We start from the raw sequence: 24,059 nt of genomic DNA, 5'->3' as shown, positions 1-24,059 counted from the left end.
TCTTGACCACGCATTCCTGTTCCCCATTTTTTGATATGGGGCCGTGATTGTGCAATTTTTAATTTTATATCATAAAAACTAAACAAACAAGTAATACCATGACCAATATTAAAAACAGTAGAAGAGATTTTGTTAAGAGCAGTGCTCTGGTAACAGGAGCTATGATTTTACCAACCATGCAAATGAATGCTATGGTAAATGTAGCTAATGACAAGAAATTAAAGATAGCCTTGATTGGTTGTGGTGGTCGTGGTACAGGTGCGGCGCAACAAGCCCTGAAAGCGGATCCCAATGTTGAATTGATTGCGATGGCCGATGCTTTTGAAGATAGGTTGCAGGGAAGTTTAATGAATTTGCAGAAGGAGTTTAAGGATACCAAGAAGGTAAATGTTCCCAAGGCGAATCAGTTTGTTGGTTTTGATGGGGCGGAAAAAGCCATAGACATGGCGGATGTGGTTATTTTGGCCACCCCTCCAGGATTTAGGCCCCAGCATTTTGAATATGCGGTAAATGCAGGAAAGCATGTATTTATGGAAAAGCCGGTTGCAACGGATGTACCTGGAGTACGAAAGGTATTGGCAGCGGCGCAAGTAGCAAAGGATAAGAAATTAAATGTGGTCGTTGGCCTTCAAAGACATTACCAGGACAGTTATTTGGCAGCTTTACAGCAAATCAAGGATAATAAGATAGGAAAAATTGTTTCAGGACAAGTATACTGGAACAGTGGTGGAGTTTGGGTTAGGGAAAGACAACCAGGACAAACCGAGCTGGAATACCAAATGCGAAATTGGTATTATTTCAACTGGTTGTGCGGAGACCATATATTGGAACAGCACATCCACAATATAGATGTTGCCAATTGGTTTATAGGGGAATACCCAGTTTCAGCACAAGGATTTGGAGGAAGACAAGTAAGGACGGGTAAGGACCATGGGGAAATTTTTGATCACCATTTTGTGGAATATACCTATCCCAGTGGTGCTGTAATAGCCAGTCAGTGCCGTCATATGCCGGAAACCATGAGTAGGGTGGCCGAGACCTTTCAAGGTACCAAAGGAACTATTGAAACGTACGGGGATAATGCCTTTATTAAGGATTATAATGGCAATGATATATTTACCCACCGAGGAAAGGATGATCCAAATCCATATCAGGTAGAGCATATTAAACTTTTTGAATCCATTAGGAACAAAGGTGTAATAAGCAATGCTGAAAATGGAGCTATGAGTACCATGAGTGCAATTATAGGAAGGATGGCCACTTATTCGGGCCAAGTAATTAAGTGGGAGGAGGCCATGACTTCCAATATAGATTTGGCTCCGGACAATTTAACTTGGGATTCTCCGGCACCGGTACAACCCAATGCGGATGGTACTTACAATATACCAATCCCCGGGAAGACCGTTGTGATCTAAGATTTTAAATAGAATAATTATTAATCCCAAACTTTCCAAGTAGGTAGAAAGTTTGGGATTTTTTGTGGTACGACCTGATTGATACAATTGAAACGCCTATATAAATTAAACAAGGCTAATCTCCAATATACGCTTCTTGGCTGTTTTGGCCCTGTCGGGGAATGACATTTGTTAGACGGGATTGTAGGTTTTAATGATACTAGGTAACGTATCATATGCAGTAATAGGTATTTATCCAATACTTATTGTTTGATAATGGAGGAGACCCATTAATGTGATATAACGCTTATACAATGTGGCCAAGTCTTTTCTCTAAATTGGATTTTGAAAACGATTACTGTACGATCAATAAGCATGGAAAGCCAATAATGAGGATGTCAATATAATTTTTTTTACAAAATCTATGTGGTAAATGTATATATGGCCAATTTATTGGCCTAAATAATTTTGAACGGTCTTTAAACAGTTTAGCCAAGAGTAATTGTGGGTAATTGATTAAAAAAAATGGGGAAGGACCTAAATCCTCCCCCATTTTTTTGACTAATTATAAATGTTTAAAATTATGGTACTACTCTAAGCCATAAACATTTATCTCACCAAGGAAGGCAAAATTGTTAGGCCCTTCCGTGGCAACATACTTAAAATATCGAGCGGTAGGGTTATCTGCCATTGGATATACCTGGCCATCATTAGAACTGGAATCCATATTAAATGTACCCATGTCGGTCCAAGTTACACCGTCATTGCTTACAAAAAACTGATGCTTGGTTTGCCCACTGCCATTGTTTTGCCTTCTAAAGACTTCAAAACTGGCGATGGTTTTTTCCGCTCCCATATCTACTGTGAAGTAATGTGGGTAATCTGGAGATCCTGTGGACCAGGTCGTATGCCAAAAGGTATTTATATCCCCATCGATCGCTGCCGTAACATAACCGTTAACTGGGCCTTCGCCACCTGCTTCTTCCGAAGAAAAGTCGATGATGGACCAACCTGTTTTGTCCAATTGCGATGCCTCTTGGGGCGAAACAATAAATGTATTGGGGCCAAAAGAATTTCCATAAACATCGGCTATAGTCACAGCCATATTTTGTTCGCCGGGATCCATTCCAGAGATTATTACTTCTCCATTGGTATCCGAAGATTCAAAAGTCTGTGTTTTTAAATTACCACCAGCGGTATATTCAAAGGTAAGGACTAGATTGGCACCATTTGGATTGGACCAATTGGCTTTTACTCCACCCAATACACTTGTAAAGGAAACACTGTCCATAATACCTCCAATAGTCGGAAGAGTCAAGACTTGCCAATTGGATTCAAATTTGTCTATGGAAGTTTCCTCACCCTCCACAGCTTGGGTAGGCACGTAATATGTTCTATAGGTAATAGGTTTATTCAAGGATATATTGTTCAAAGTTACTAGGAGGTCATCCTCAAGGGCACTTTTAATAATTTCAGTATTATTGATATCGGTAAATTTAAATTCTGTTTCTCTTTGTAATTCATTGCTCAATGCAAGTATAACCTCTAAGTTTGTGCCATCAAAAGAAACATTATTAACCGCCCTTGGCTCCAAATTAGACTGATAATTTTCACCATAAGCAGATCCAAATACTACAACTGGGATAGACTTGTTGCCATCTTCATCCTTGCTATATACTGTAAATTCATAGTTATCCTCATTTAAATCTGTTACTATTAAATTGATGAGGTCCGTATCCTCAGAGGACTTCTGATATGGAAAAATCTGTTGATCCAATCCTTTGTTCCAAGTAACCACTACTTCATTGACATTAAAACCTCCTGTAATATACCCAGATATTTTAACCCTATTTTTGCCAGCAAAAGTTCTAAGCGAATCTACTTTGTTGGTATATATTATTTCACCGTCTGCTACATATTCTTCGTGAACTTCATCCATATCTTGACATGAAATAATACCCAATACCAAGACAAGGGGTAACAATTTTATGTAATTATATCTTGTTTTCATATTATAATTTTCCATTAGTTAGTAATATTTCCCCAAAAGGTTATTTGAGAGGCATTAATATATCCTGCACCATCCCATGTTTCAGTAACGGCGATACGGAAATATCTAATTTCGGGAGCTTCGTCAAATGTATATTCATCACCAGCATATAAATGGTCGATATCCTCATCGGTATTTTGACCTATTGGCAACCCTGAGGGTTTTATAGACTCACAATCCTTGAGCTCGATCCAGCCTTCCATGGTACCGTTGTCTTCTGGCAATTCCTTGGCTCCATATACTGTATATTTTTTAGGATTGCCATGTGTATAGGCATGGGCGTCACCGTGGGACAATCTTTGATGTAAGGTAAACCGGCTTAATTTAACAACCACTCCTAAATCTATAGAATATATCTGAGGCATGGGGTGATCACCTTGTGTATGGACGATGGTTTCCATATTGTCATCATAGAAATGGGTATAATCGCCTTCCCATGCATCCCAATTGGTATCATTACTTAAAATAAGTTTTTTGAATTTGGTCTTATCCAAGCGTTCTTCAAATAATGGGATTAGTAATTTATCCTCGGTGGCAGGATAAATGGTATCTGATATATTGTCATACCTATCTCTAATTACAGCTGCAAATTTTTGGGGTACCGCATCATATCCTCTTAGGGAATTGCTGGTCTCGGATTGGGACGTATAAACTGTCTCTACTTCCACTAAACTACCATCGTCTTCCTGTGCCAATAAACCGATAACAATGGGCACTTTTTCTTCATTGATCCAATGAAATTTGGCTCCACCAAAATCCTCTGTAATACTCATGGTCTCCTTTATAACATTAACAGGGGATTCCAAAGGTTTTGCCGTAAAGGAAACAGCTTTTGAGACGTTCTCTGCCCTGTCTACAACAAATATGTCAACTGTTCTCTCAGAGGTGTCTCCAAATCCCAGAATTTGTATTTTGTTACTATAGGAGGACGCCCTTACTTCGGATACTTCACCCTTGGTATTAATATAGGATGCTTTTACGTATAGTATGTCCTTGTCGTCGGGAATGTCGTATGAAATATTAAACCCTCCATGAATAGGTTCATATATTAAATTTTCTATAGGTTTGGGAGCATTAATATCCTTAGCTATAGGGCTGTGCTCATAATCTTCTTCGCAACCAGTTATTAGAAATAAGCTGATGGCTAATAGAGTAAATATTTTTTTCATAATAAATATTATTTAATTTAAATTTACCACCCTGGATTTTGTTGTAGATTAGGATTGTTTACCAATTCCCCTTCTGCAATAGGCCATAAGTAATCTTTTTGTGAAAAGGAAGGATTATATAAAACTCTAACATTGTAGTAGTCGTCTACATCTTGTTCCAACACGCTCCATCCCTTGATTGGTTTGTTCATGTAAATTTCAGAAAGTTTCCATCTTCTTAGATCCCAGAACCTTCCACCTTCAAAAGCCATTTCGATCAATCTTTCCTGATGAATAATTTCTCTCATACCTTCCTTGGTAGAAGGTTTGTTGGGAGCTTTTGAATAATTAGCCCAACTGTCTACCACTCCTTTCAAACCTGCTCTTTCTCGAACAAGATCAATATACTTATACACTTCGTTATCCGGAGCTCCTTTCATTTCATTTAAAGCCTCGGAATAATAGAGATATAAATCCGCTAAACGAATAATGGGAAAAGCATATCTATTGGTACTTAAACTAGTACCATTTTTTACTGTGGTCTTTATGTTGATTAACTTTTTAGGCCAATATCCGGTAACAGAATATTGGGAAATTTCAAAAACGGAGGCAAATTCACCCTTTCTTGAGTGTATATACCATGGGTCCGTATCCAATTCCCTACCATTACCAAACCAAACTCCTCTGTCAAAGGATAGATCTGCGTAAAATCTTGTTTCCCTATCAAAGTTTAATACCGCGGTTTTTTGCCCGGGCTCAACATGAAAACGGTCTTGACTGGAAGCTTCCTTGGTTTTATATCTATTGGTATAGTCAAAATTGATATCTTCTTCAATAGGAACACCGTTTTCTGAATAATACATTTCTGCAATTCTTAAAGGAGGACAATGTCTGGAAGTAACCGGGTTGGAAGTATAGCCATATAATCTAGGCATAGAATTATATTGAATGCCAGAGGTGTTCTCTGTATGTCCCCAAAGTATTTCCTTGTTCCATCTTTCGGTAACTCTTCCTCTCAGTGCAGCCTTCAATAGGGTCGTATCATTTTGTGGAAAGGGATCAACGTAATCTGATTTTTGATATAGTGCAGCTCCAACCCCTTCAGCCATATCTATGGCCTCTTTACAGGCCTTAGCTGCTCTTTCCCATTTACTGGCATCGTAGTTGCTGGGAAACATAGACTTACCTTCGCTATTTTTAATGCTGCTATACACGGTATTACCGTTAAATAGTGGGCTGGCATAGGTCATAAGTACACGAGCCTTAATTGCTGCTGCTATTGGTTTTGTAACTCTTCCCAGTTCTTCATCCTCAAACTGCAGTGTTTCTGGTAAACCACTGATGGCTTTGTCCATAAGGGAAATTACATATTCAAAAGATTCTTCCACAGTATTTTTGTCCACTTTAACTTCATCCGTAGAGGCAGAGACTGATAATGCTTTATCATTTATTATTATAGGGCCATACATTCTAAGTAGGTAAAAATGGTAATAAGCCTTTAGAAAATTGGCTTCAGCCTTCCATTTTTCCTTTATAAACTTATCTAGCCCAGGTACATTATCAACGTTGTCCAAAAATATATTACAATTTCTAATTCCAACATATAGTGCTTTGCCGCCATTATTCCCTCGCCAATAATCAAATCTGGGTGTGGTAATATTTTGAAAGCCTTGGGCCACTGTTGGCCCATTGTTTTTTCTTTCGGTTTCTGGATACCAAATTTCATCTCCAGCATTCAGTGCTGGATTTTGATCTATGGAGCTAGGGCTTGGCAAATACGAATAACAGGTATACAGGTATTTTTCCGCATTATACTGATTTGTAAAGGCAAGATCGATTGTAGCCAAATTGTCTGGAACAATGTCTAAAAATTCTTTTTCACATGAAGTGAATATGAAAAAGAAAACTAATAAATACTTATTATATCTCATGTTATATTTTTTATAATGATATTTGAACTCCTGCATTAATAACTCTTTGGGTAGGATAGCTTAATCCGTTCCCTGCCATTTCTGGGTCCCAAAGTTTAAAATTGCTGAACGCCATTAAATTGTTTCCCGTTACATAGAATCGTATACGATCCATTTTATATTTATCCAATACTTTTTGGGGTAGATTATAACCAACTTCCAAAGATTTTAATCTTAAAAATGAACCATCCTGCATAAACCATGTACTAGTTTGAGTATTGTTACTTGAAATATTCTCGGATAACCTGGGCCATTTGGCATAAAGGTCCCTATTGTTTTCTGACCAGTGGCTGTCCGCCCAAACCTGTAATAGTTGATTGTTTGACTCCCAATTTGGTTCCCCTTCATACCATATATCTACAAAGGGTGCCGTTTCAACAGGATTTATCCAAAACGACTCATTGGCTAATCCTTGAAAGAAACAAGAAATATCAAAACCTTTATATCCTGCGGATACACCAAAACCATAGACAATTTCAGGAGTTGTAGGATTACCAATAGGAACCCTGTCCAATCCAGAGATTCTACCATCCCCGTTGATGTCCTTATATTTAATATCCCCACCTGCATATTCTCCAAAGGTTTGTACCGGAGAGTTGTTTACTTCATTTTCATCTACAAATAATCTCTCTGCAACATAACCCCAAACTTGGTTTATTGGTTGCCCCACTCTAGAGAGCCATGGTGTTGATGAATAATCTGGTTCTTCTATTTTTACTATTTTGCTGGTGGCATAAGTGAAGTTTGCCCTTGCCTGTATCCATAAACCATTAGTGAAACTATTGTTATACACCAAGGTTCCATCTATTCCCGTACTTTTGGCTTCCCCTATATTAGCTCTTACACCACTTTCTAAGCCCATACTTGCCAGAACAATACGATCGGCAAGAATGTTTGATCTATATTCCTTAAAGAAATCAGCTTCAAGATTCCATTTATCAAATAGTCCTACTTCTAGGCCAAGATTAAATTTTTCTGCTGTTTCCCAACTTATCTGATCATTGGCATATCTTTGTATGGAAACACCTGGAAGGTATTTGTCAAAATCCGTTCCCGTAACATATCCTCGTCCGTCGTCACTTAAATTAACTTGTGAAAGGTAAAAGAATCTATCACTAGCGCTACCAATTTGATCATTTCCGACTAAGCCATAGGTAGTTTTTAATTTTAAGTTGGTGACCACGTCTTTATAATCTTCAAAAAAATCTTCGTTGGAAATTATCCAGCCAAGCCCTAAAGAAGGGAAATAACCCCATCGTTCTTTCTTGTCAAAACGCTCGGATCCATTATAGCCAAAGGTAAATTCGCCAAAATATTTATCGCGACTGGATAAGGTAAAACGCCCTGCTAATCCCATATTCCTAAATGGTAGGGATTCCTGCAAATTACCTGCATTGGAAACACGTCTGTTGTTCATTGTAAACACCAACATACCGGATACATCATACAGATCGTTAATGTTTTTGTTATAGGTCAAGGAAGATTCAAAATATGTTGAAGAAGTAACATATTTATTACCTTCCCTATAATCCAAATACTCTGTACCGGTTTCCTCATTTAAAGGATTAAGTATAAGTTCATTTGTCAATGTACTTATTCGTGGCTGATAATAGAAAGGGTTGTACGACCTGTTCACGGTATTACCCGATTCTCTATTGGCATTTATTACCACTTTACCCATTAAACCTTCCGTTATGGACTTTAAATTTTGCTCTAATTCTATTTGTGTTATGATTTTGGAAGATCCGGATTCTCTATACCCCTTTACCATATCGGCGTAAGGGTTCAGATAATTACCGTCTCCATAATTTCCAAACAAAATATGGTTGGTATATTCATTGGCGGCATCAGCTTCGTAATAAGGTCTAAAATAAACAGGATTACTTCTCATTACCTTTCTGTATAACGCTTCGCCTGAATCCAATGGCCCTGTATAGTCATCATAATTCCCAATAAAACTCATTTTTAATTTAGTAGTTTCGGAAAGACTTATATTGGTATTGGATCTTAACTGAAATTGCTGATAGTTAATATTACTGTTGTAATTGCTAACGGAGGGTACATCTAAAACTCCGTTATCTTGGCTGGCTGCAACAGAAACATAATATCTTGCTACTTTACCACCGCCATTTACACTGAAATTAAAGCGTTTATTTAAGGTGTTGTCCTTGAACAATTCATCCTGCCAATTCGTTGTAGGATATAAAATTGGATCGCTTCCAGCAATGGTTTGATCCACTTTCTTTTGTGAATATGGTAATATACCTAGAGGGTCTCTGGTTCTTACTGCCTCATTGTGTAATTGCATATAGGTAATGGGGTCCGCGAAATCAACATCTTGAGTAGCGCTGGATATAGAAGCTTCAATTCTGGCGCTTATTCTGGCAGGTCCTTCTACACCTTCTTTAGTGGTTACATATATAACACCATTGGCACCACGTGCACCATATAGAGAAGTTGCCGTAGCATCTTTCATAATTGAAAAGGAAGCAATGTCATCGGGTTGAAGTCGTGCCAAATCGCGGGTAGTCAGTTCAACACCATCAATTAGAATCAATGGGCTATTACCATATCCGAATGATGTTACACCTCTAATAAAGAAACTGGCATCATCTGCTCCAGGTTCTCCTGTTCGTTGATATGCTATAATTCCAGCCACATTACCTGCCAAAGCCGTTGTTAAATTACTTGATGGAATTTTTAAGTCTGCAGGTTTAACAGTAGAAATAGAAGAAATCAAACTTGTTTTCTTTTGTTTACCAAAGCTTACTAGAACTACTTCTTCCAAAGCCTCAGCACTTTCTTCCATTATTATGTCTATGGTATCACTGGAGCCAATGGTAACCCTTTTGGTAGCCATACCCAAAAAAGAAAACTCTAGTACGTCACCTGTATTGGCCTTAATTTCATATTCCCCATCAAAATTGGTAAGTACACCTCGTGCTGTACCTAATACTAAAACATTGGCTCCCATTACTGGTACCCCGTTTGCATCTTTAACAACCCCTTTGATGGTTCTGAGTTGCTCTGGAAATATAAGTTCATCACTCGTGCTATAATTAATGGAGTATCCAAAGTGAAAACTGAATATCAAGGCAAGCAATAGTGAGTATAGCACATATTTATGCTTTTCCCTCTCTTTTGAAGAGACAGAATGTGGCCCATGTTTAAAAACAACTGCTTTTTGCTTCATAAAATTAAGTTTAAGTTGATCGTAATTAATGTTAATAGTTTCAGTTTAATAAGTATCCTTTATCCAGTTATATGGTTTTCTCTTTATCCAAGTACCTCGGGTGAAATCAGGGAAATCCTGTGGTTCCCCATTATTTTCTATGGATAGTTCGGAAAGAGGCGTAACTGCACTCCATGCGGCGGCATCATACGCATCCATCGGGGGAGCAATATTTTCTTTGGCCGATTCAATAAAGGCGTTCATTACATAAAAATCTATGCCTCCATGACCAGCTTCGGTGGCACTGCTTCCGAATCTTTTCCACAGTGGGTGATCATATTTTTCGAACCAGGAATCCATATTTTCCCAACCATGTCCTTCAGTGGTGCCTTCAATATGGATTCGTTGGGTGTGGTAGTCAAAGTCTGTAAGACCTTGAGCCCCTTGTACTTTAAACCCTAGGGAGTAGGGGTGGGGGTTATTAACGTTATGCGTAACTATAATGGTCTCGCCATTGGAAGTTTCTATAGTGGAGGTAATGATATCCCCTTGTTTAAATTTTAATTGGGCATTGGGGTGGTTTTCACCAGCGGTATCCACAATATATTTATACAGACCAACTCCTTTGGTGGCATGTGAGGTAAGCGATAAAAATCTATTGCCCCTGTTTATATCAGCCATAACAGCTATGGGCCCAAGACCATGCGTTGGATATACATCAGCGTTTCTCAATAGGGAATGCTGTGTTCTCCAAGCCGATTCGGAAATTCCCTTGGCACCAAATTCGGCACCCTTACCATAGGCAGTTTTACCGTCATTGAATTTTACCCCGCGCAGATCGTGCTGATATCCACATCTGAAATGCAATAGTTCACCAAAAACATTCTGTTTAACCATATTCAATACGGCAAGCACATCTCGTCTGTAGTTCACATTTTCCAATATCATGAGATGGGAACCGGTTTCCTCATGGGTATTTACCAAATCCCAACATTCCTCTAGGGTATTGGCAGCCGATACTTCAAGGCCGGTATATTTACCTGCTTTCATGGAGTCTACCGCCATCTTGGTATGCCATAACCACGGAGTGGCAATAACCACGGCATCTATGTCTGCCAATGCCAGCAGGTTTTTATAATCGTGCTCATTTTTTCCAAAGGCTTTGGCCTTCTTTTGTCCAGCTTTTACAATATGATCCTGTGCAATATCAATACGGATCTGGTCTATGTCACAAATGGCCGTGACCAAAACATCCGTTCTCTTTAGAAGGTTATCCAAATGATTGGTGCCCCTTAGTCCAACACCAATGACACCCACTTTAATTTTTTGGGAGTCCTTTATAAAACCATTTCCTAAAGTTAGATTGGGTACAAGGGCTATACCAGCTCCCGTAATGGCGGTCTTTTTAATAAAATTTCTTCTTTGGTTCATATTTTTTTTAACAAATACTTATTATTTATGTTTCGCAAATATTAATATTATGTTAATAAATTAGGTGTGCTTTTTTTGCGTTCTAGGGGTAATTTTTCGGATAATTTGGATATTTGAAGTTTTTTTACACCTTTTTGCAAAAAATACCTCCTTTAGGTTGACACCAATTATGGGTACATTTGTTTCGGACAGATTAAGGACGGATTAATTGAAATCGTAGCAACTTGAACAAGAAATTAAATAGGAGTAAAATTTGTGCCCTATCCCTTCTGGGTGTGTTGTGCTGGTCCTATTTGTCTGGACAGCACCCTTCTAATTTTATCCACCTGCCCAGTAAATTGGATAACCACACTATTAAGGTTACCCACACGGTACAGGATAGCTTAGGCTTTGTTTGGTTGGCACATGCAGAAGGAATATCCAAATACGATGGTTATAATTTTGAATTTACGTCCAAAGAATCAATTTTTAAGGAGGAAACTACTTCGGATGAAGTAAAAAAAATATTTAGTGATGCCAAAGGGGTAATTTGGGCCTTGTCCATGAACGGACAAATATCCTATTTGGAGAAGAATGGTAGGTTTTTGTCCATTGATAAGGCTGTTGAGGGGTTCCAGAAGAAATACAAGGTCACTATTGTCAACGAGGATGATGGTGTAATTTGGTTGGCCACGGACAAAGGGTCCATATATTCTTATGACCACGGCAAGGGCGTTGTAGACAGTATAACCACGATTCCCATTAATTCATCTGGGCTAAATAAAGTGAATTCCCTGGTGGTTAGAAAATCCGACCAACTTATAATTAGTACCTATAAAGGACCCCTTTATATTTATTATTTGGAAACCAACCGACTTGAGACCTTGGAGGTGCCCTATGATTATACCCTGGCCGACAACAACCTTTTGCTATTGGACAAAAAAAATAGGCTATGGATAGGTTCTTCCTATGTAGGGCATGGTATAATGGTTTACGACTTTAGTAAAGAATCCTTTGTACAGAACGAGATTATAAATGATCAGTGGCGCAGCCAGTTAAACGAGTTATTTACTTCCATGTACTGCGATGTAAATGGTTTTATTTGGTTGGGGACAGATGGGAATGGACTATACAGACTGGATACGGAATCTGGCGAATTAACAATTTATAAGCATAACCAGCTCAATGAATTTTCCCTTAGTACCAATACGGTAATTGGTATAAACGAAGACCTAAAGGGCAACTTGTGGGTACTTACCAATTATGGGGACATAAACATACTGCGGAATAAGAATAATCAGATCAATTATCACTCGGGTGCTGTACAGGGAAGCCCTGCAAGGGTGTTGTCTTCCTATAGGGCAAAGGATGGCACCCTGTGGATAGGGACGGACGGTGATGGAATCACCAAGGTTGATTCAAAAGGAAGGGAAGAGCAATTTTTTAGCAATTCGGCCCAAAGCAAGGGGTTTTTTATACACTCTATCAATGAGGACAATAGGGGTAATATCTGGATGGGGACCTATAAAAATGGACTTTGGATATATAATGCGGTTAAGGGAGGGTTCTCAAAGGTGCCTTTGAGCAATTCCAAGAACAATATGGTAATGGACGTCCGATTTATTTTTAAGGACTCCAAACGAAGATTATGGGTGACTACCGATATGGGCATTTATTTGTTTTCGGAAAGAAACAAAATGTTGACGTGGTTTGAAAATGGCACGGCCGGATTGGTGGGGACCATTTCCCAATCTATAGTTGAAGATTCCTCAGGAACTGTTTGGTTAGCAAGTAATGGAGGAGGATTATTTAGGTTCAATGAAGATGGTGACGATATTACTAAATCCAATTTCACCCAATTTCAGCATGTCGACGACACGCTTATTACCAACAAAAATTATGACATCTGGTCCATGGCAGCTAGTAGCGAAGATGTTATTTGGTTGGTTATGGTAAGTGGAGAATTGATCAAATTCAATATAGGTGATAAACAGGTTGAAAAAATAAAGATAAATGGAACCTATGACAACACGATCTTTAGATCTGTATTATTGGAGGACCCAGATAATTTATGGTTGGGCTCAACTAAGGGTATCTGGCATATAAATACAAGGGATTCAATATCAAGGGTGTTTCAAAAAATAGATGGACTACAGGATGACTCCTTTATGCAGCGAAGTGTCCACAAGGGTTGGGATGGGAATATTTACTTTGGAGGGTTGAACGGGGTAAGTTACTTTAAACCCAATCAAATTAAAAAAGAGGAAACGGTAGCCAAATTATTTATTGAAGATATTGATATCCTAAACCAACCCGCCATAAACGTAATTCCAGAACAAATTGAAGAGGGGGTTGAGAAGTTGGACGTTTTGGAACTAGACCATGACCAATCGTCCTTTTCCTTTCGGTTTTTGGCGATTGACAATGTATTGTTTTCCAATTATGATTATGCATATAGGCTTAAGGGGTTCAATGATACCTGGATAGATTCCGAAAAGGAACGTCTGGCAACTTATACCAATATACCTCCCGGAAATTACATTTTTGAAGTGAAGGCCAGTAGTGGCAATGGGAAGTGGGATATAGAAAAAACATCGATTTCCATAAATGTATTACGGCCATTTTGGAGATCAAATCTGGCCTATTTATTTTATTCGATTTTAATAATTGGACTTATTTATGGTATGGTCATTTGGATCAGACTTAGGAACAGGGTAATTGCAGATGAGCTGGAACATAAACATGAGAGGGAACTTTATGCCTTAAAAATGGATTTCTTTGCCAAGATGTCCCACGAAATACAAACCCCTTTAACTTTAATTTTGATTCCCTTGGAAAACATGTTGCAACGCGCTATGAAAAGTGGCAATGTGTTGCTTCAACAACGCCTTAAGTTAATTTCCAATAATGCCAATAGACTATCCCGAATTGTATTTGAATTGACATCTTTGCGGGACAAGGAATTGGAGAAATTGGTTTTAAGGGCGGCAGAACACGATATTATTGCCGATTTAACCGAAATAACCAGCTCCTTTGAAGAGCAAGCCACCTTTAAGGGCATCAATTTTAAATGTAGCTATCCCAGTGATGAGTTAAGAATGTGGTACGATAAAGATAAAATGGAACATATTTTCTTTAATCTTCTGTCCAATGCCTTCAAATTTACACCTAAAGGCGGATCTATTACCCTTGATGTAATTGTGGAGGATTGGGAGAGAAACGTAAAAATATCCGTGACAGATTCGGGTCCGGGTATCCCAAGAGAGGAGCTGGAAAATGTTTTCCAGTTGTTTTACCAGGCCGATACAGGGAAGCAAAAAGTAGGTACGGGAATAGGCTTGGCACTGACCAAAGAGCTGGTAGATCTTCATCACGGAAAGATCGATGTAAAATCGGACCCCATTAAAGGTACTTGTTTTAGCGTTAGTTTTCCTATTGATAAAAATCGGAATGAATATGTACTGAATAAAAACGGCGCGGAAGAGTCTATTATGGAAGTGGAGGAGGAGGAATACCAATTGAAGGAGGAAAATATAGGTGTTGGGTCAACCAAATTGGCGAAGACCATATTAGTGGTAGAGGATAATTATGAACTACAAATATCATTAAAAGATATTTTTAACGATTACTATAACGTACTCTTGGCTGAAAATGGGGAAGAGGGTTATGCCTTGGCCTTGGAGCATAATCCGGATCTAATAATAAGCGACATAATGATGCCAAAATTGGATGGTATTGAAATGAGTAAAATGCTTCAGAGAAACGAGCTCACCACCCATATCCCAATTATACTTCTCACAGCCAAAAAGGCAGCAAAAAATAAAATACTAGGATTGCGGGCCGGAGCGGTAGAATATATAAATAAGCCCTTCAACATCAATGAACTGGTGCTCAAAGTGAATAATATCATCACCCGAAGTGATCGGTTGATTATGAAATATAAGAACGATTTAATAACAACGCCCAAAAAAGGAGGAAGTAGGTCCCAAGATGAAGTTTTTCTGGAAAACTTGGTTAGCCTAGTAGAAAATCAGATTAGCAATCCGGATTTTAAGACAGAAGACCTGGCCCAGGATCTAAACATGAGCTATTCTGCTATCTATAGAAAGTTTCAAGGGTTAACAGGGAAGAAAATAGTAGATTTTGTAAGGACCATGCGCCTTAAAAAGGCAGCTGTTTTAATTGGCGATTGCAATTACTCCGTATCCGAGGCTGCGTTTTTGGTAGGGTTTAACGATCCAAAATATTTTTCAAAGTGCTTTAAAAAGGAATTTGGCAAGAGCCCTAGAAAGTTAAAGGGGAAAGCAGATCCAAATCCGAGATTTAAATAAAACCGAATAGGGATCAATCATAAGAAAATAACTGTAACAATTTCAATAATCAATATGATAACAATAACCAATGTGGGGGCCAGGATTAGAAATAAAATGGCACCTAAAATAACAATGTTAAAGGGTACGGGATACAACAGTTTAAAGGTACTAGGTTTATTCTTGGTGGTAGCCTCCTGTACAACTTTGTCCAAGCAGGAGAATTCAGAAGAAATAACCATGGCCAAATTGAGTTTAACCGAAAGCATAAAGCCAGGAGGGAATAGTTGGGTGGTAAATGATGTTAAGGATAATCACAATCTTATCTCGGACAAGGGGATTAGGAATTGGAGTGATTCGAATACGGTTATAAGAACTTATTTTAAAACAGATCAAACAGGTCCGTTAAATGTGGGACTAACCATGAAAGTGAATGGTGGTATGTCCAAACTCCAGGTTTCCTTGGACGGAATTACAAAGGAGATCAAAGTTTCCAATCAAGATTTTGAAACAGTGGATGTAGGAGTCTTTAAGATTGGCACACCAGGCTACCATTTTATAGAATTACAGGGGTTGGAAAAAACGGCAAATATGTACGCAGATGTCAATGAGGTACTGGTAGGAGGGCAGGCAGCCAATGGCCAACTTACTTACGTAAAGGATGATTTTTATTGGGGTAGAAGGGGGCCATCTGTACATTTAAGCTATACTACTCCCGAAAACACTGACATACTTTGGTTTTATAATGAAATTACGGTTCCTGAAAACGAGGATGTTATTGGATCCTATTATATGGCCAATGGTTTCGGGGAGGGCTATTTTGGTATGCAGGTGAATTCCGAGACCGAGAGGAGGGTCCTGTTTTCTGTCTGGAGTCCGTACGAAACCCAAGACCCCAAAAGTATTCCGGAAGAATATAGAATAATTTTGCTGGGCAAGGGGGAAGGGGTAACTACCGGTGAATTTGGCAATGAAGGCTCTGGCGGACAAAGTTATAAAGTGTTCAATTGGAAAGCTGGCAATACCTATAAATTTTTATTAAAGGGAGAGCCTTCTGTAAATAATTCTACTGATTATACAGCCTATTTCTATGATTCGGAAGCTGAAAAATGGAATTTAATAGCTAGTTTCAGAAGACCGCATACCAATACCTATTTAAAAAGGCCACATTCTTTTTTGGAAAACTTTAGGACGGAGGTTGGACATATATCCAGAATGGGAGAGTATACCAATCAATGGATTTACGATACCAAGGGCAATTGGCACGAACTTACCAAGGCCAAGTTTACGGCAGATGCTACCGCAAGGAAAGGATCTAGGGTAGATTACGCCGGAGGGGCCGTTGGCAACAATTTTTATATGAAGAATTGTGGATTTTTTAATGAAAAGACCACTATAGATACCTTTCATGAAAGGACTGCTAATGGAGTAGCTCCAGTGATAGATTTTTCATCACTTGAGAAACCAATGCAATAACAATGTATCAATGTGAAAGTGTGTTGGTGTGCAATATTTCAAAAGTAATCCATTAAAAAGAATTCAAGACGTTGAATGTGCCTAGAAGAATTGATTACACAGAAACCATAAAGAAACTAAGAATGAAAAATATAAGCTATTTAATCCTAATTACATTGGCCCTATTATCTTGTAAGGATGAGGGCAAAAAGGATGTTGGTATAACTCCGGCACCTAGACCAAATATCATATACATTTTGGCAGATGACCTGGGATATGCCGAACTGGGTGCCTATGGACAGGAAAAAATTGAAACCCCCAATATCGATGCCTTGGCCAAAGAAGGTATGTTGTTTACCCAACATTATACAAGTGCCCCAGTGTGTGCCCCAGCACGTTATATGTTATTGACGGGGACCCATTCGGGACATGCACATATTCGGGGCAATGAGGAGTGGGGCGAGCGTGGTGAGGTATGGAATTACAAGGCAATGGCCAAAGACTCCGTTTTGGAAGGACAGCGCCCCATGCCGGACAGCACCATTACAATCGCCAAAAAATTAAAAGAAGTGGGCTACAGTACGGCCATGTTTGGTAAATGGGGATTGGGCGCTCCCCATACCAATTCTATTCCCACAACTATGGGATTCGATTTCTTTTTTGGATATAACTGTCAGCGACAAGCCCACACCTACTACCCATTGCACCTATACAAAAATGAAAATAGGGTGCATTTGAATAACGATACCATTGCTCCAAATACTAAGTTGGCCAAAGGGGCGGATATTAATGATCCGGCTAGTTATGCAGCTTATACATTAAACGATTATGCTCCCGATCTTATGTTTGAGGAGTTACAGGGGTTTGTAGATAGGAACAAGGAAAATCCTTTTTTTATTTACTGGGCCACGCCCATTCCCCATGCGGCTATCCAAGCTCCTCAAAAATGGGTGGATTATTATAGGAATAAGTTTGGGAAAGAGGAACCCTATTTGGGGAAAAGGGGATATTTTCCACATCAAAATCCCCATGCCGGTTACGCTGCAATGATTTCTTATTTGGATGAAAATGTAGGGAAATTGGTCGCGAAGTTAAAAGCGGACGGACTATACGATAATACGTTGATCATTTTTACCTCGGATAACGGTCCTACTTTTAATGGAGGTACGGACTCTCCCTGGTTTGATAGTGCCAAACCGTTTAGAAGCGAACTTGGTCGTGGAAAGGGATTTGTCTATGAAGGTGGAATTAGGGTGCCCATGATTGCCACATGGCCCGGTAGTATAAAAGCCGGTACCACAACCGATCATATTTCCGCACACTATGATGTAATGGCCACGTTGGCAGATGTTGCGGGTTACGAGGCGCCAAAGTATACAGACGGAATCAGCTTTTTACCTACCCTACTTGCCGGGGAACAAGAAAAGAAGCACGACTTTCTATATTGGGAGTTTCCGGAATATGGTGGACAGTTGGCGATTAGAATGGGTGATTGGAAAGTGGTAAAATCACATTTGAAAGACAAAAAAAAGGAACCAAAACTGGAACTATTCAATCTTAAAACGGATTTAAAAGAAACTACAAACGTGGCAGATCAACATCCAGAGATATTGGAGAAGGCTGCGAAAATATTGCAAAGCCAACATACGGAGCCCACTATCGAGAAGTTTAGGATCCCGGCACTTAGTGATGGCCTTTAGGGATTTATTGGCTAGTTGCCCCTGTTAAATAATTATATATTTTTGCGTTTTTTAAACCACCTTTGAATCATAATTGTTTTAAATGAGAATTTATTTTACCCTGTTCTGTTTTTATTTTCTTTTTGGGCCCTTACTGGCACAGGAAGATATTACTACTCCTGAATTAAAAGGACACATCGCTTATTTAACGGCTGATAAAAGTTCTGGTAGGTATCCCGGAGGAAAAGTCAATAAAAGGATTGTCAGATATATTGCCAAGGATTTTAAAAAGTCGGGAATATCTCCTTTTTTGAAATCTTATAAACAGCCATTTATGGCCCATTTAAGGGTAAAGAAAGGGGAGGAACCCAAAAGTGCAGTTGAGACATGGAACGTAATAGGTTTTATAGAAGGGAACGACCCTTTATTAAAGAATGAATATATTCTCTTGGGCGCCCACTACGATCATTTGGGTATGGGCGGTGGACCATCGTCAAAGTCCGATAAAATTGGGATACACCATGGTGCGGATGATAACGCAAGTGGTACCTCGGCATTATTGGAAATAGGGGAGATGCTTATGGCCCACAAGACCGAGTTGAAAAGAAGTATTTTATTGGTAGCTTTTGGCGCCGAAGAACAGGGGCTTTTGGGAAGTAAGTATTTTACTGATCATCCAGTAGTGCCCTTGTCAAAAATTAAACTCATGATCAACATGGATATGGTTGGCAGGTTAAACGATGCCAAACAGGTTTATATGGGGGGAGCAGGAACCTTTCCAGGGGGCGTGGAATTGATGAAGGAATTGGGGCCGCCATTGGGCCTGTCACCCGTAGTCCATGCTGGCTCAGTGGGAGGTTCGGATCATGTCTCATTCTATAAAAAGAATATTTCCGTGCTTGGGATCCATACCGGAGGCCATCCCCAATACCACACCCCTGAAGATACGATGGACCTTATTAATTTTGATGGGCAAAAACAGGTTTGTCAATATATATTCAATACCATTATGAAAGTAGCCTCAACATCTTATGAAATGAAATTTATTCCGCAAGGGGAATAGAATCATTTACGTTCTTTACATTTGTAAGGATTAAAAATTATAGAATGCAAAAAATAAATGTTTTAAGTGCCTTATTTGTATTGGCTTTAATGGTTCAATGTAAGGAGGAAAAGAAGTTGGACGATAAGGTTGGAAATACGGCTCCAATATCGGAGGTTACGGAATCTTCGGCAGTCACAACTCCTATATTAATAGAAAAGCCAGAAAATATAAATACACCGGATGGTATGGTGTGGATTCCAGGAGGCGAATTTATGCAGGGTGCAGTACCACAGGACAAAATGGCCATGGATCATGAAAAACCTGCGCATAAGGTAAGGGTAGATGGTTTTTTTATGGATGTTACAGAGGTGACCAATGCCCAATTTGCAAAATTTGTTAAGGAAACGGGTTACATCACTGTAGCAGAGCGGGCAATAGATTGGGAGGAAATGAAAACCCAAGTCCCAGAAGGTACTCCCAAACCCCATGATTCCATTTTGCAACCAGGCTCTTTGACCTTCAAAAAAACGAAGAATTCCGTGCCCAACCTTTACGACTTTTCACAATGGTGGAACTGGACCATTGGAGCCAATTGGAAGCAGCCCAACGGACCTGGAAGTACAATTAAAGGAAAGGATAACGAACCTGTAGTACAAGTGGCCTATGAGGATGCCTTAGCCTATTGTGAATGGGCCGGTAGAAGATTGCCTACGGAGGCCGAGTGGGAAAGGGCCGCTAGGGGCAATAAAACTGAAAGCATATATTTTTGGGGCGATGACGATTCCGTTTTGTCCCAAATGGCAAATACATGGGAAGGGGAGTTTCCCGTGACCAATATGAAAACGGATGGTTATGAAAAACGCGCAAAAGTCAAGTCTTACCCTCCCAATGATTTTGGGCTGTACGACATGGCCGGGAATGTCTGGGAATGGACCAGTGATTGGTACAATACGAATTATTATAACGAATTGGGTGCTTTAAACGCTCCCGTGGTAAATCCGCAAGGAGCATCCACTGCATATAATCCTAATATGCCCTATGCCAAGGAGAAGGTAATGAGGGGAGGCTCCTTTCTTTGCAACGCCTCCTACTGCGCCAGCTATAGGATCTCCTCTAGGATGGCCTCTAGTTTGGACTCTTCCTTGGAGCACTTGGGATTTAGGACGGTAGCTACAGTGGATATGGTAACAGAGGATTAATAGTATTTTTTAATTATTTTATATATCCCCTTTGGCTTTCCAAGGGGGATTTTTTTTTGTCCAAGGTTTAGTTGTACGTGGGAAATAAATTTACAGTTTCTATAAACGTAAAATATACATTTATAGAGGATATTTTTTTTATATTTGCGGACTAACACACTTTGAAGTATATGGCGTTTCCGGAAAATTTCACCCCTGAGCTAGTTATTGAATCCCCAGGTAGGATCAATTTGATAGGGGAGCACACAGATTATAATCTTGGATATGTATTACCTACGGCCATAAAGAAGAAAATAACTTTTAAATTTAAAAAGAACCATACAGACAAAGAATGTAGGCTGTTTAGTTTGGGGTTTGATACCGGGTTCACCCTTCAATTGGATAAAATTGCACGGAGCGCTGTGGAATGGGAAAATTACGTTTTGGGCGTATTAAATGAAATTTTATTGAGAACGGATAGGTTAAAGGGGTTCGACTGTACCATTGAAAGTAAATTACCAATGGGTTCGGGCCTAAGTTCCTCGGCAGCCTTGGAGTGCGGACTGGCCTTTGGGCTCAATGAATTGTTTCAACTAGGACTTTCCAAAATGGATATAGTTCAACTTTCACAAAAGGCGGAGCATACCTTTGTAGGAACCCAATGTGGAATCATGGACCAATTTGCGTCTGTAATGAGTAAAAAAGGGCATGTGCTTTTATTGGATTGCCAGTCTTTGGAACATCAACAAATTCCAATTCATATAGATCCGTATAAGATGATAATGCTGAATACCAAGGTGTCTCACAACTTGGCTTCCAGTGAATACAATACCAGAAAAAGGGAATGCGAGGAAGGTGTCGGCATTATACAAAGAAGATATCCTGAAGTAACTTCCTTGAGAAAGGCCAATAAGGAAATGCTGGAATATTGTAAAAGCGAAATGAGTGGCACCATATATAAAAGATGTTCCTTTATCATCAGTGAAAATGATAGGGTTTTGCAAACGGCCAATGCCTTGAAGGAAAATGACCTAAACCTTTTTGGCGCTTTGTTGTACGAGGCACATGAAGGGATTAGCAAATTGTACGAAGTAAGCTGTCCGGAGTCCGATTTTTTGGTTGATTTTTCCAAACAGTATAAGGCTGTGCTAGGAGCTAGACAAACCGGAGGTGGATTTGGAGGCTGTACCTTGAATATTGTACATAAAGATCAGGTGGATAGGTTTGTACAAGAAGCCACCAGTGCCTACAAAAAGGCTTTCAATATTGAATTGGAGGCGTTTGAGGTTAAGCCAAGTGCAGGAACCTACATACAAAATTAAGCGAAATGACAAATAGTTTTAATGACAACCCACATAGAAGGTTGAACATTCTTACCGGAGAATGGGTTTTGGTTTCACCCCATAGGACCAAAAGGCCATGGCAGGGAAAGACCGAAAAAAGTGCCACAACGGATTTACCGGAATATGACCCTTCCTGTTATCTTTGTCCCACTAACGAAAGAATGGGAGGAGAGTTCAATCCCAGTTACAAAAAGCCATATTCATTTATCAACGATTTTTCGGCCCTATTGCCCGATGTTAAGGAAGAAACTTATGATAATGGCCTGTTGCATGCGGAATCAGAATCAGGTATCTGTAAGGTAGTCTGTTTTTCTCCCAACCACTCACTAACATTACCTTTGATGTCTGTTCCGGACATTACAGACGTAATATCACTTTGGCAAAAAGAGTATAGGGAATTGGGAGCTAAGGAAGGCATTGACCATGTTCAGATATTTGAAAATAAAGGAGCTATAATGGGGTGTAGCAATCCTCACCCACACGGACAGATTTGGGCACAGAATAAAATTCCGCAAGAGGTACTTAAGAAAACAGGAAATCTTCAAGCTTATTGGGACAAGCATGGTAGAAGTATTTTGGAGGACTATTTAGTACAGGAATTAAAATTGGACGAGCGTATTATAGTAGAAAACGAACATTTTGTAGCGCTTTTACCCTATTGGGCCGTATGGCCATATGAGACTATGATTCTTCCCAAAAGAAAATTGGCACATATCGGTTTACTTTCTGAATCTGAAAAGTTATCCTATGCAGAAATCCTGAAACAACTAACTATTAAATACGATAATATATTCAACACTTCATTTCCATATTCTGCGGGTATTCATCAGGCCCCTACAGATGGAAGGGAACATCCGGAATGGCATTTCCATATGTCATTTTACCCGCCCTTATTGCGATCCGCTACTGTGAAAAAGTTTATGGTAGGCTATGAAATGTTTGCTAACCCCCAACGTGATATTACCGCCGAACAGGCGGCCGAAAACATGAAGTCATTATCAGACGTACACTATAGTCAGCTAGACGCAACAAAGTAGATTATTATATAAAATCCCCAATGATTTCTGTTTTCGTATAGATTAAAGGGAATGTTGGTTTTGAAGGGAGTAACCTACCCGGCCCAATTCTTTTTCTACCTTATCCAGTATTAAGGGACTATTGTATACCAGCAAAATGGTCTTATTTATTATATCAATATCCAATATTCTTAAATCCAATATCCTACTAAGATTTCTGGAGATAACATTTTTACTTTCTTCGGAAATAAGCTGTTCAACCTTAAGCAATGTGGTCATGGAATCATGATTTTTATTAGTGAAACTCAATTTTGAGAAGTCGGTAAGACGCACTTAAAATTGCAAGTTGAACTAATCCCGCCTTTTTCGGCGGGATCTAGGTTCAATACCTTTTATTTCAAGACAAAACTAGGTATAGAGAAGTTTATCCTACATGATATAAATCAGTTTAGGGCAATTGTAAGACAATTTTTTTCCCGAAGGACATAGGAAAATGTATTTAAAAGGAACAGTTGATAACCAAATATTGATAGAATGCGGTTTTCAATTTTAGTCGCATGCTGAAAAATGACTCCTATTGCCAAATGATCCTATATGAATAGGTCCAATTTATTTTTGAGCTGGGTTATTTCATCCTGCATTTTTTCCATTTGATTAAGAAGTTGTGTAATAACCGCTATGCCTTCCAAGTTGATGTCCAGATCGGCATGGAGCCTTAGTATTTTTTCCGCTTTGGGCAATTGTTGGATTGGGATATATTGTACATCCTCTTTTACCACAATATCTACTAGACCGTATTCGTATAGTTCCGTTACGAAATGGGTTTCTATATTGTGGCTCATACAAAAGTCCGTAATCAGTATATATTCCTGTTCCATAAGGATAAAAT

The 24,059-nt window shown here is 39.2% G+C and carries 15 protein-coding genes; 8 read left to right on the top strand and 7 right to left on the bottom strand.

What is annotated here, in order from left to right; all coding sequences use genetic code 11:
- The first annotated feature begins 98 nt into the window (after window positions 1-98).
- A complete protein-coding gene (locus QSE00_RS11085) occupies window positions 99-1,415 on the top strand; it encodes a Gfo/Idh/MocA family protein (protein ID WP_110356809.1) in 1,317 nt (438 codons plus the stop codon).
- Window positions 1,416-1,983: 568 nt separating this feature from the next.
- On the opposite strand, the gene QSE00_RS11080 is transcribed toward QSE00_RS11085, so the two are convergent.
- From QSE00_RS11080 to QSE00_RS11060, 5 genes are read right to left on the bottom strand one after another with little or no spacing between them, the layout of a single operon-like run.
- Window positions 1,984-3,405 (bottom strand): DUF4998 domain-containing protein, encoded by a 1,422-nt coding sequence (locus QSE00_RS11080; RefSeq protein ID WP_286106000.1) that lies wholly within the window; start codon window positions 3,403-3,405, stop codon window positions 1,984-1,986.
- A 14-nt stretch (window positions 3,406-3,419) separates the two neighbouring features.
- Complete coding sequence (locus tag QSE00_RS11075) at window positions 3,420-4,613, bottom strand: DUF5000 domain-containing lipoprotein (protein ID WP_286105999.1); 1,194 nt, start codon at window positions 4,611-4,613, stop codon at window positions 3,420-3,422.
- 23 nt (window positions 4,614-4,636) lie between these two features.
- Complete coding sequence (locus QSE00_RS11070) at window positions 4,637-6,523, bottom strand: RagB/SusD family nutrient uptake outer membrane protein (RefSeq protein ID WP_286105998.1); 1,887 nt, start codon at window positions 6,521-6,523, stop codon at window positions 4,637-4,639.
- 10 nt (window positions 6,524-6,533) lie between these two features.
- Window positions 6,534-9,755, bottom strand: coding sequence for a SusC/RagA family TonB-linked outer membrane protein (locus QSE00_RS11065; protein WP_286105997.1), 3,222 nt, complete (start codon window positions 9,753-9,755; stop codon window positions 6,534-6,536).
- Window positions 9,756-9,800: 45 nt separating this feature from the next.
- Entirely contained in the window at window positions 9,801-11,165 is a 1,365-nt protein-coding gene (locus QSE00_RS11060; protein ID WP_286105996.1) for a Gfo/Idh/MocA family protein, read from the bottom strand.
- A gap of 224 nt (window positions 11,166-11,389) precedes the next feature.
- On the opposite strand from QSE00_RS11060, the gene QSE00_RS11055 reads away from it, so the two are divergent.
- The 7 genes from QSE00_RS11055 (at window position 11,390) to QSE00_RS11025 (ending at window position 23,191) form a co-directional block, all read left to right on the top strand.
- Window positions 11,390-15,475: an ATP-binding protein gene (locus tag QSE00_RS11055; protein WP_286105995.1), complete on the top strand. Its 4,086-nt coding sequence runs from the start codon at window positions 11,390-11,392 to the stop codon at window positions 15,473-15,475.
- A gap of 54 nt (window positions 15,476-15,529) precedes the next feature.
- On the top strand, window positions 15,530-16,930 hold the full coding sequence (locus tag QSE00_RS11050; RefSeq protein WP_286105994.1) for a DUF3472 domain-containing protein: 1,401 nt from the start codon (window positions 15,530-15,532) through the stop codon (window positions 16,928-16,930).
- 122 nt (window positions 16,931-17,052) lie between these two features.
- On the top strand, window positions 17,053-18,609 hold the full coding sequence (locus QSE00_RS11045; protein WP_286105993.1) for an arylsulfatase: 1,557 nt from the start codon (window positions 17,053-17,055) through the stop codon (window positions 18,607-18,609).
- Between the two features lie 82 nt (window positions 18,610-18,691).
- Window positions 18,692-19,651 carry a M28 family metallopeptidase gene (locus QSE00_RS11040; RefSeq protein WP_286105992.1) on the top strand — a complete coding sequence of 320 codons (960 nt, stop codon included), beginning with the start codon at window positions 18,692-18,694 and terminating at the stop codon, window positions 19,649-19,651.
- A 44-nt stretch (window positions 19,652-19,695) separates the two neighbouring features.
- Complete coding sequence (locus tag QSE00_RS11035) at window positions 19,696-20,832, top strand: formylglycine-generating enzyme family protein (RefSeq protein WP_110356820.1); 1,137 nt, start codon at window positions 19,696-19,698, stop codon at window positions 20,830-20,832.
- A 170-nt stretch (window positions 20,833-21,002) separates the two neighbouring features.
- Window positions 21,003-22,133: a galactokinase gene (gene galK / locus QSE00_RS11030; RefSeq protein WP_286105991.1), complete on the top strand. Its 1,131-nt coding sequence runs from the start codon at window positions 21,003-21,005 to the stop codon at window positions 22,131-22,133.
- 5 nt (window positions 22,134-22,138) lie between these two features.
- Complete coding sequence (locus QSE00_RS11025; RefSeq protein WP_110356822.1) at window positions 22,139-23,191, top strand: UDP-glucose--hexose-1-phosphate uridylyltransferase; 1,053 nt, start codon at window positions 22,139-22,141, stop codon at window positions 23,189-23,191.
- Between the two features lie 42 nt (window positions 23,192-23,233).
- Here the strand turns inward: QSE00_RS11025 and QSE00_RS11020 are convergent, their stop codons facing one another.
- Complete coding sequence (locus QSE00_RS11020) at window positions 23,234-23,449, bottom strand: hypothetical protein (protein WP_146216328.1); 216 nt, start codon at window positions 23,447-23,449, stop codon at window positions 23,234-23,236.
- Between the two features lie 311 nt (window positions 23,450-23,760).
- Window positions 23,761-24,048, bottom strand: a complete 288-nt coding sequence (locus QSE00_RS11015) for a chaperone modulator CbpM (RefSeq protein ID WP_110356824.1) — start codon at window positions 24,046-24,048, stop codon at window positions 23,761-23,763.
- Window positions 24,049-24,059: the final 11 nt, after the last annotated feature.

Source organism: Arenibacter flavimaris, from assembly GCF_030291335.1.
GTDB lineage: Bacteria > Bacteroidota > Bacteroidia > Flavobacteriales > Flavobacteriaceae > Arenibacter.
Note: the sequence above shows the minus strand (reverse complement) of the source record. Positions and strands in the feature narration are given on the sequence as shown.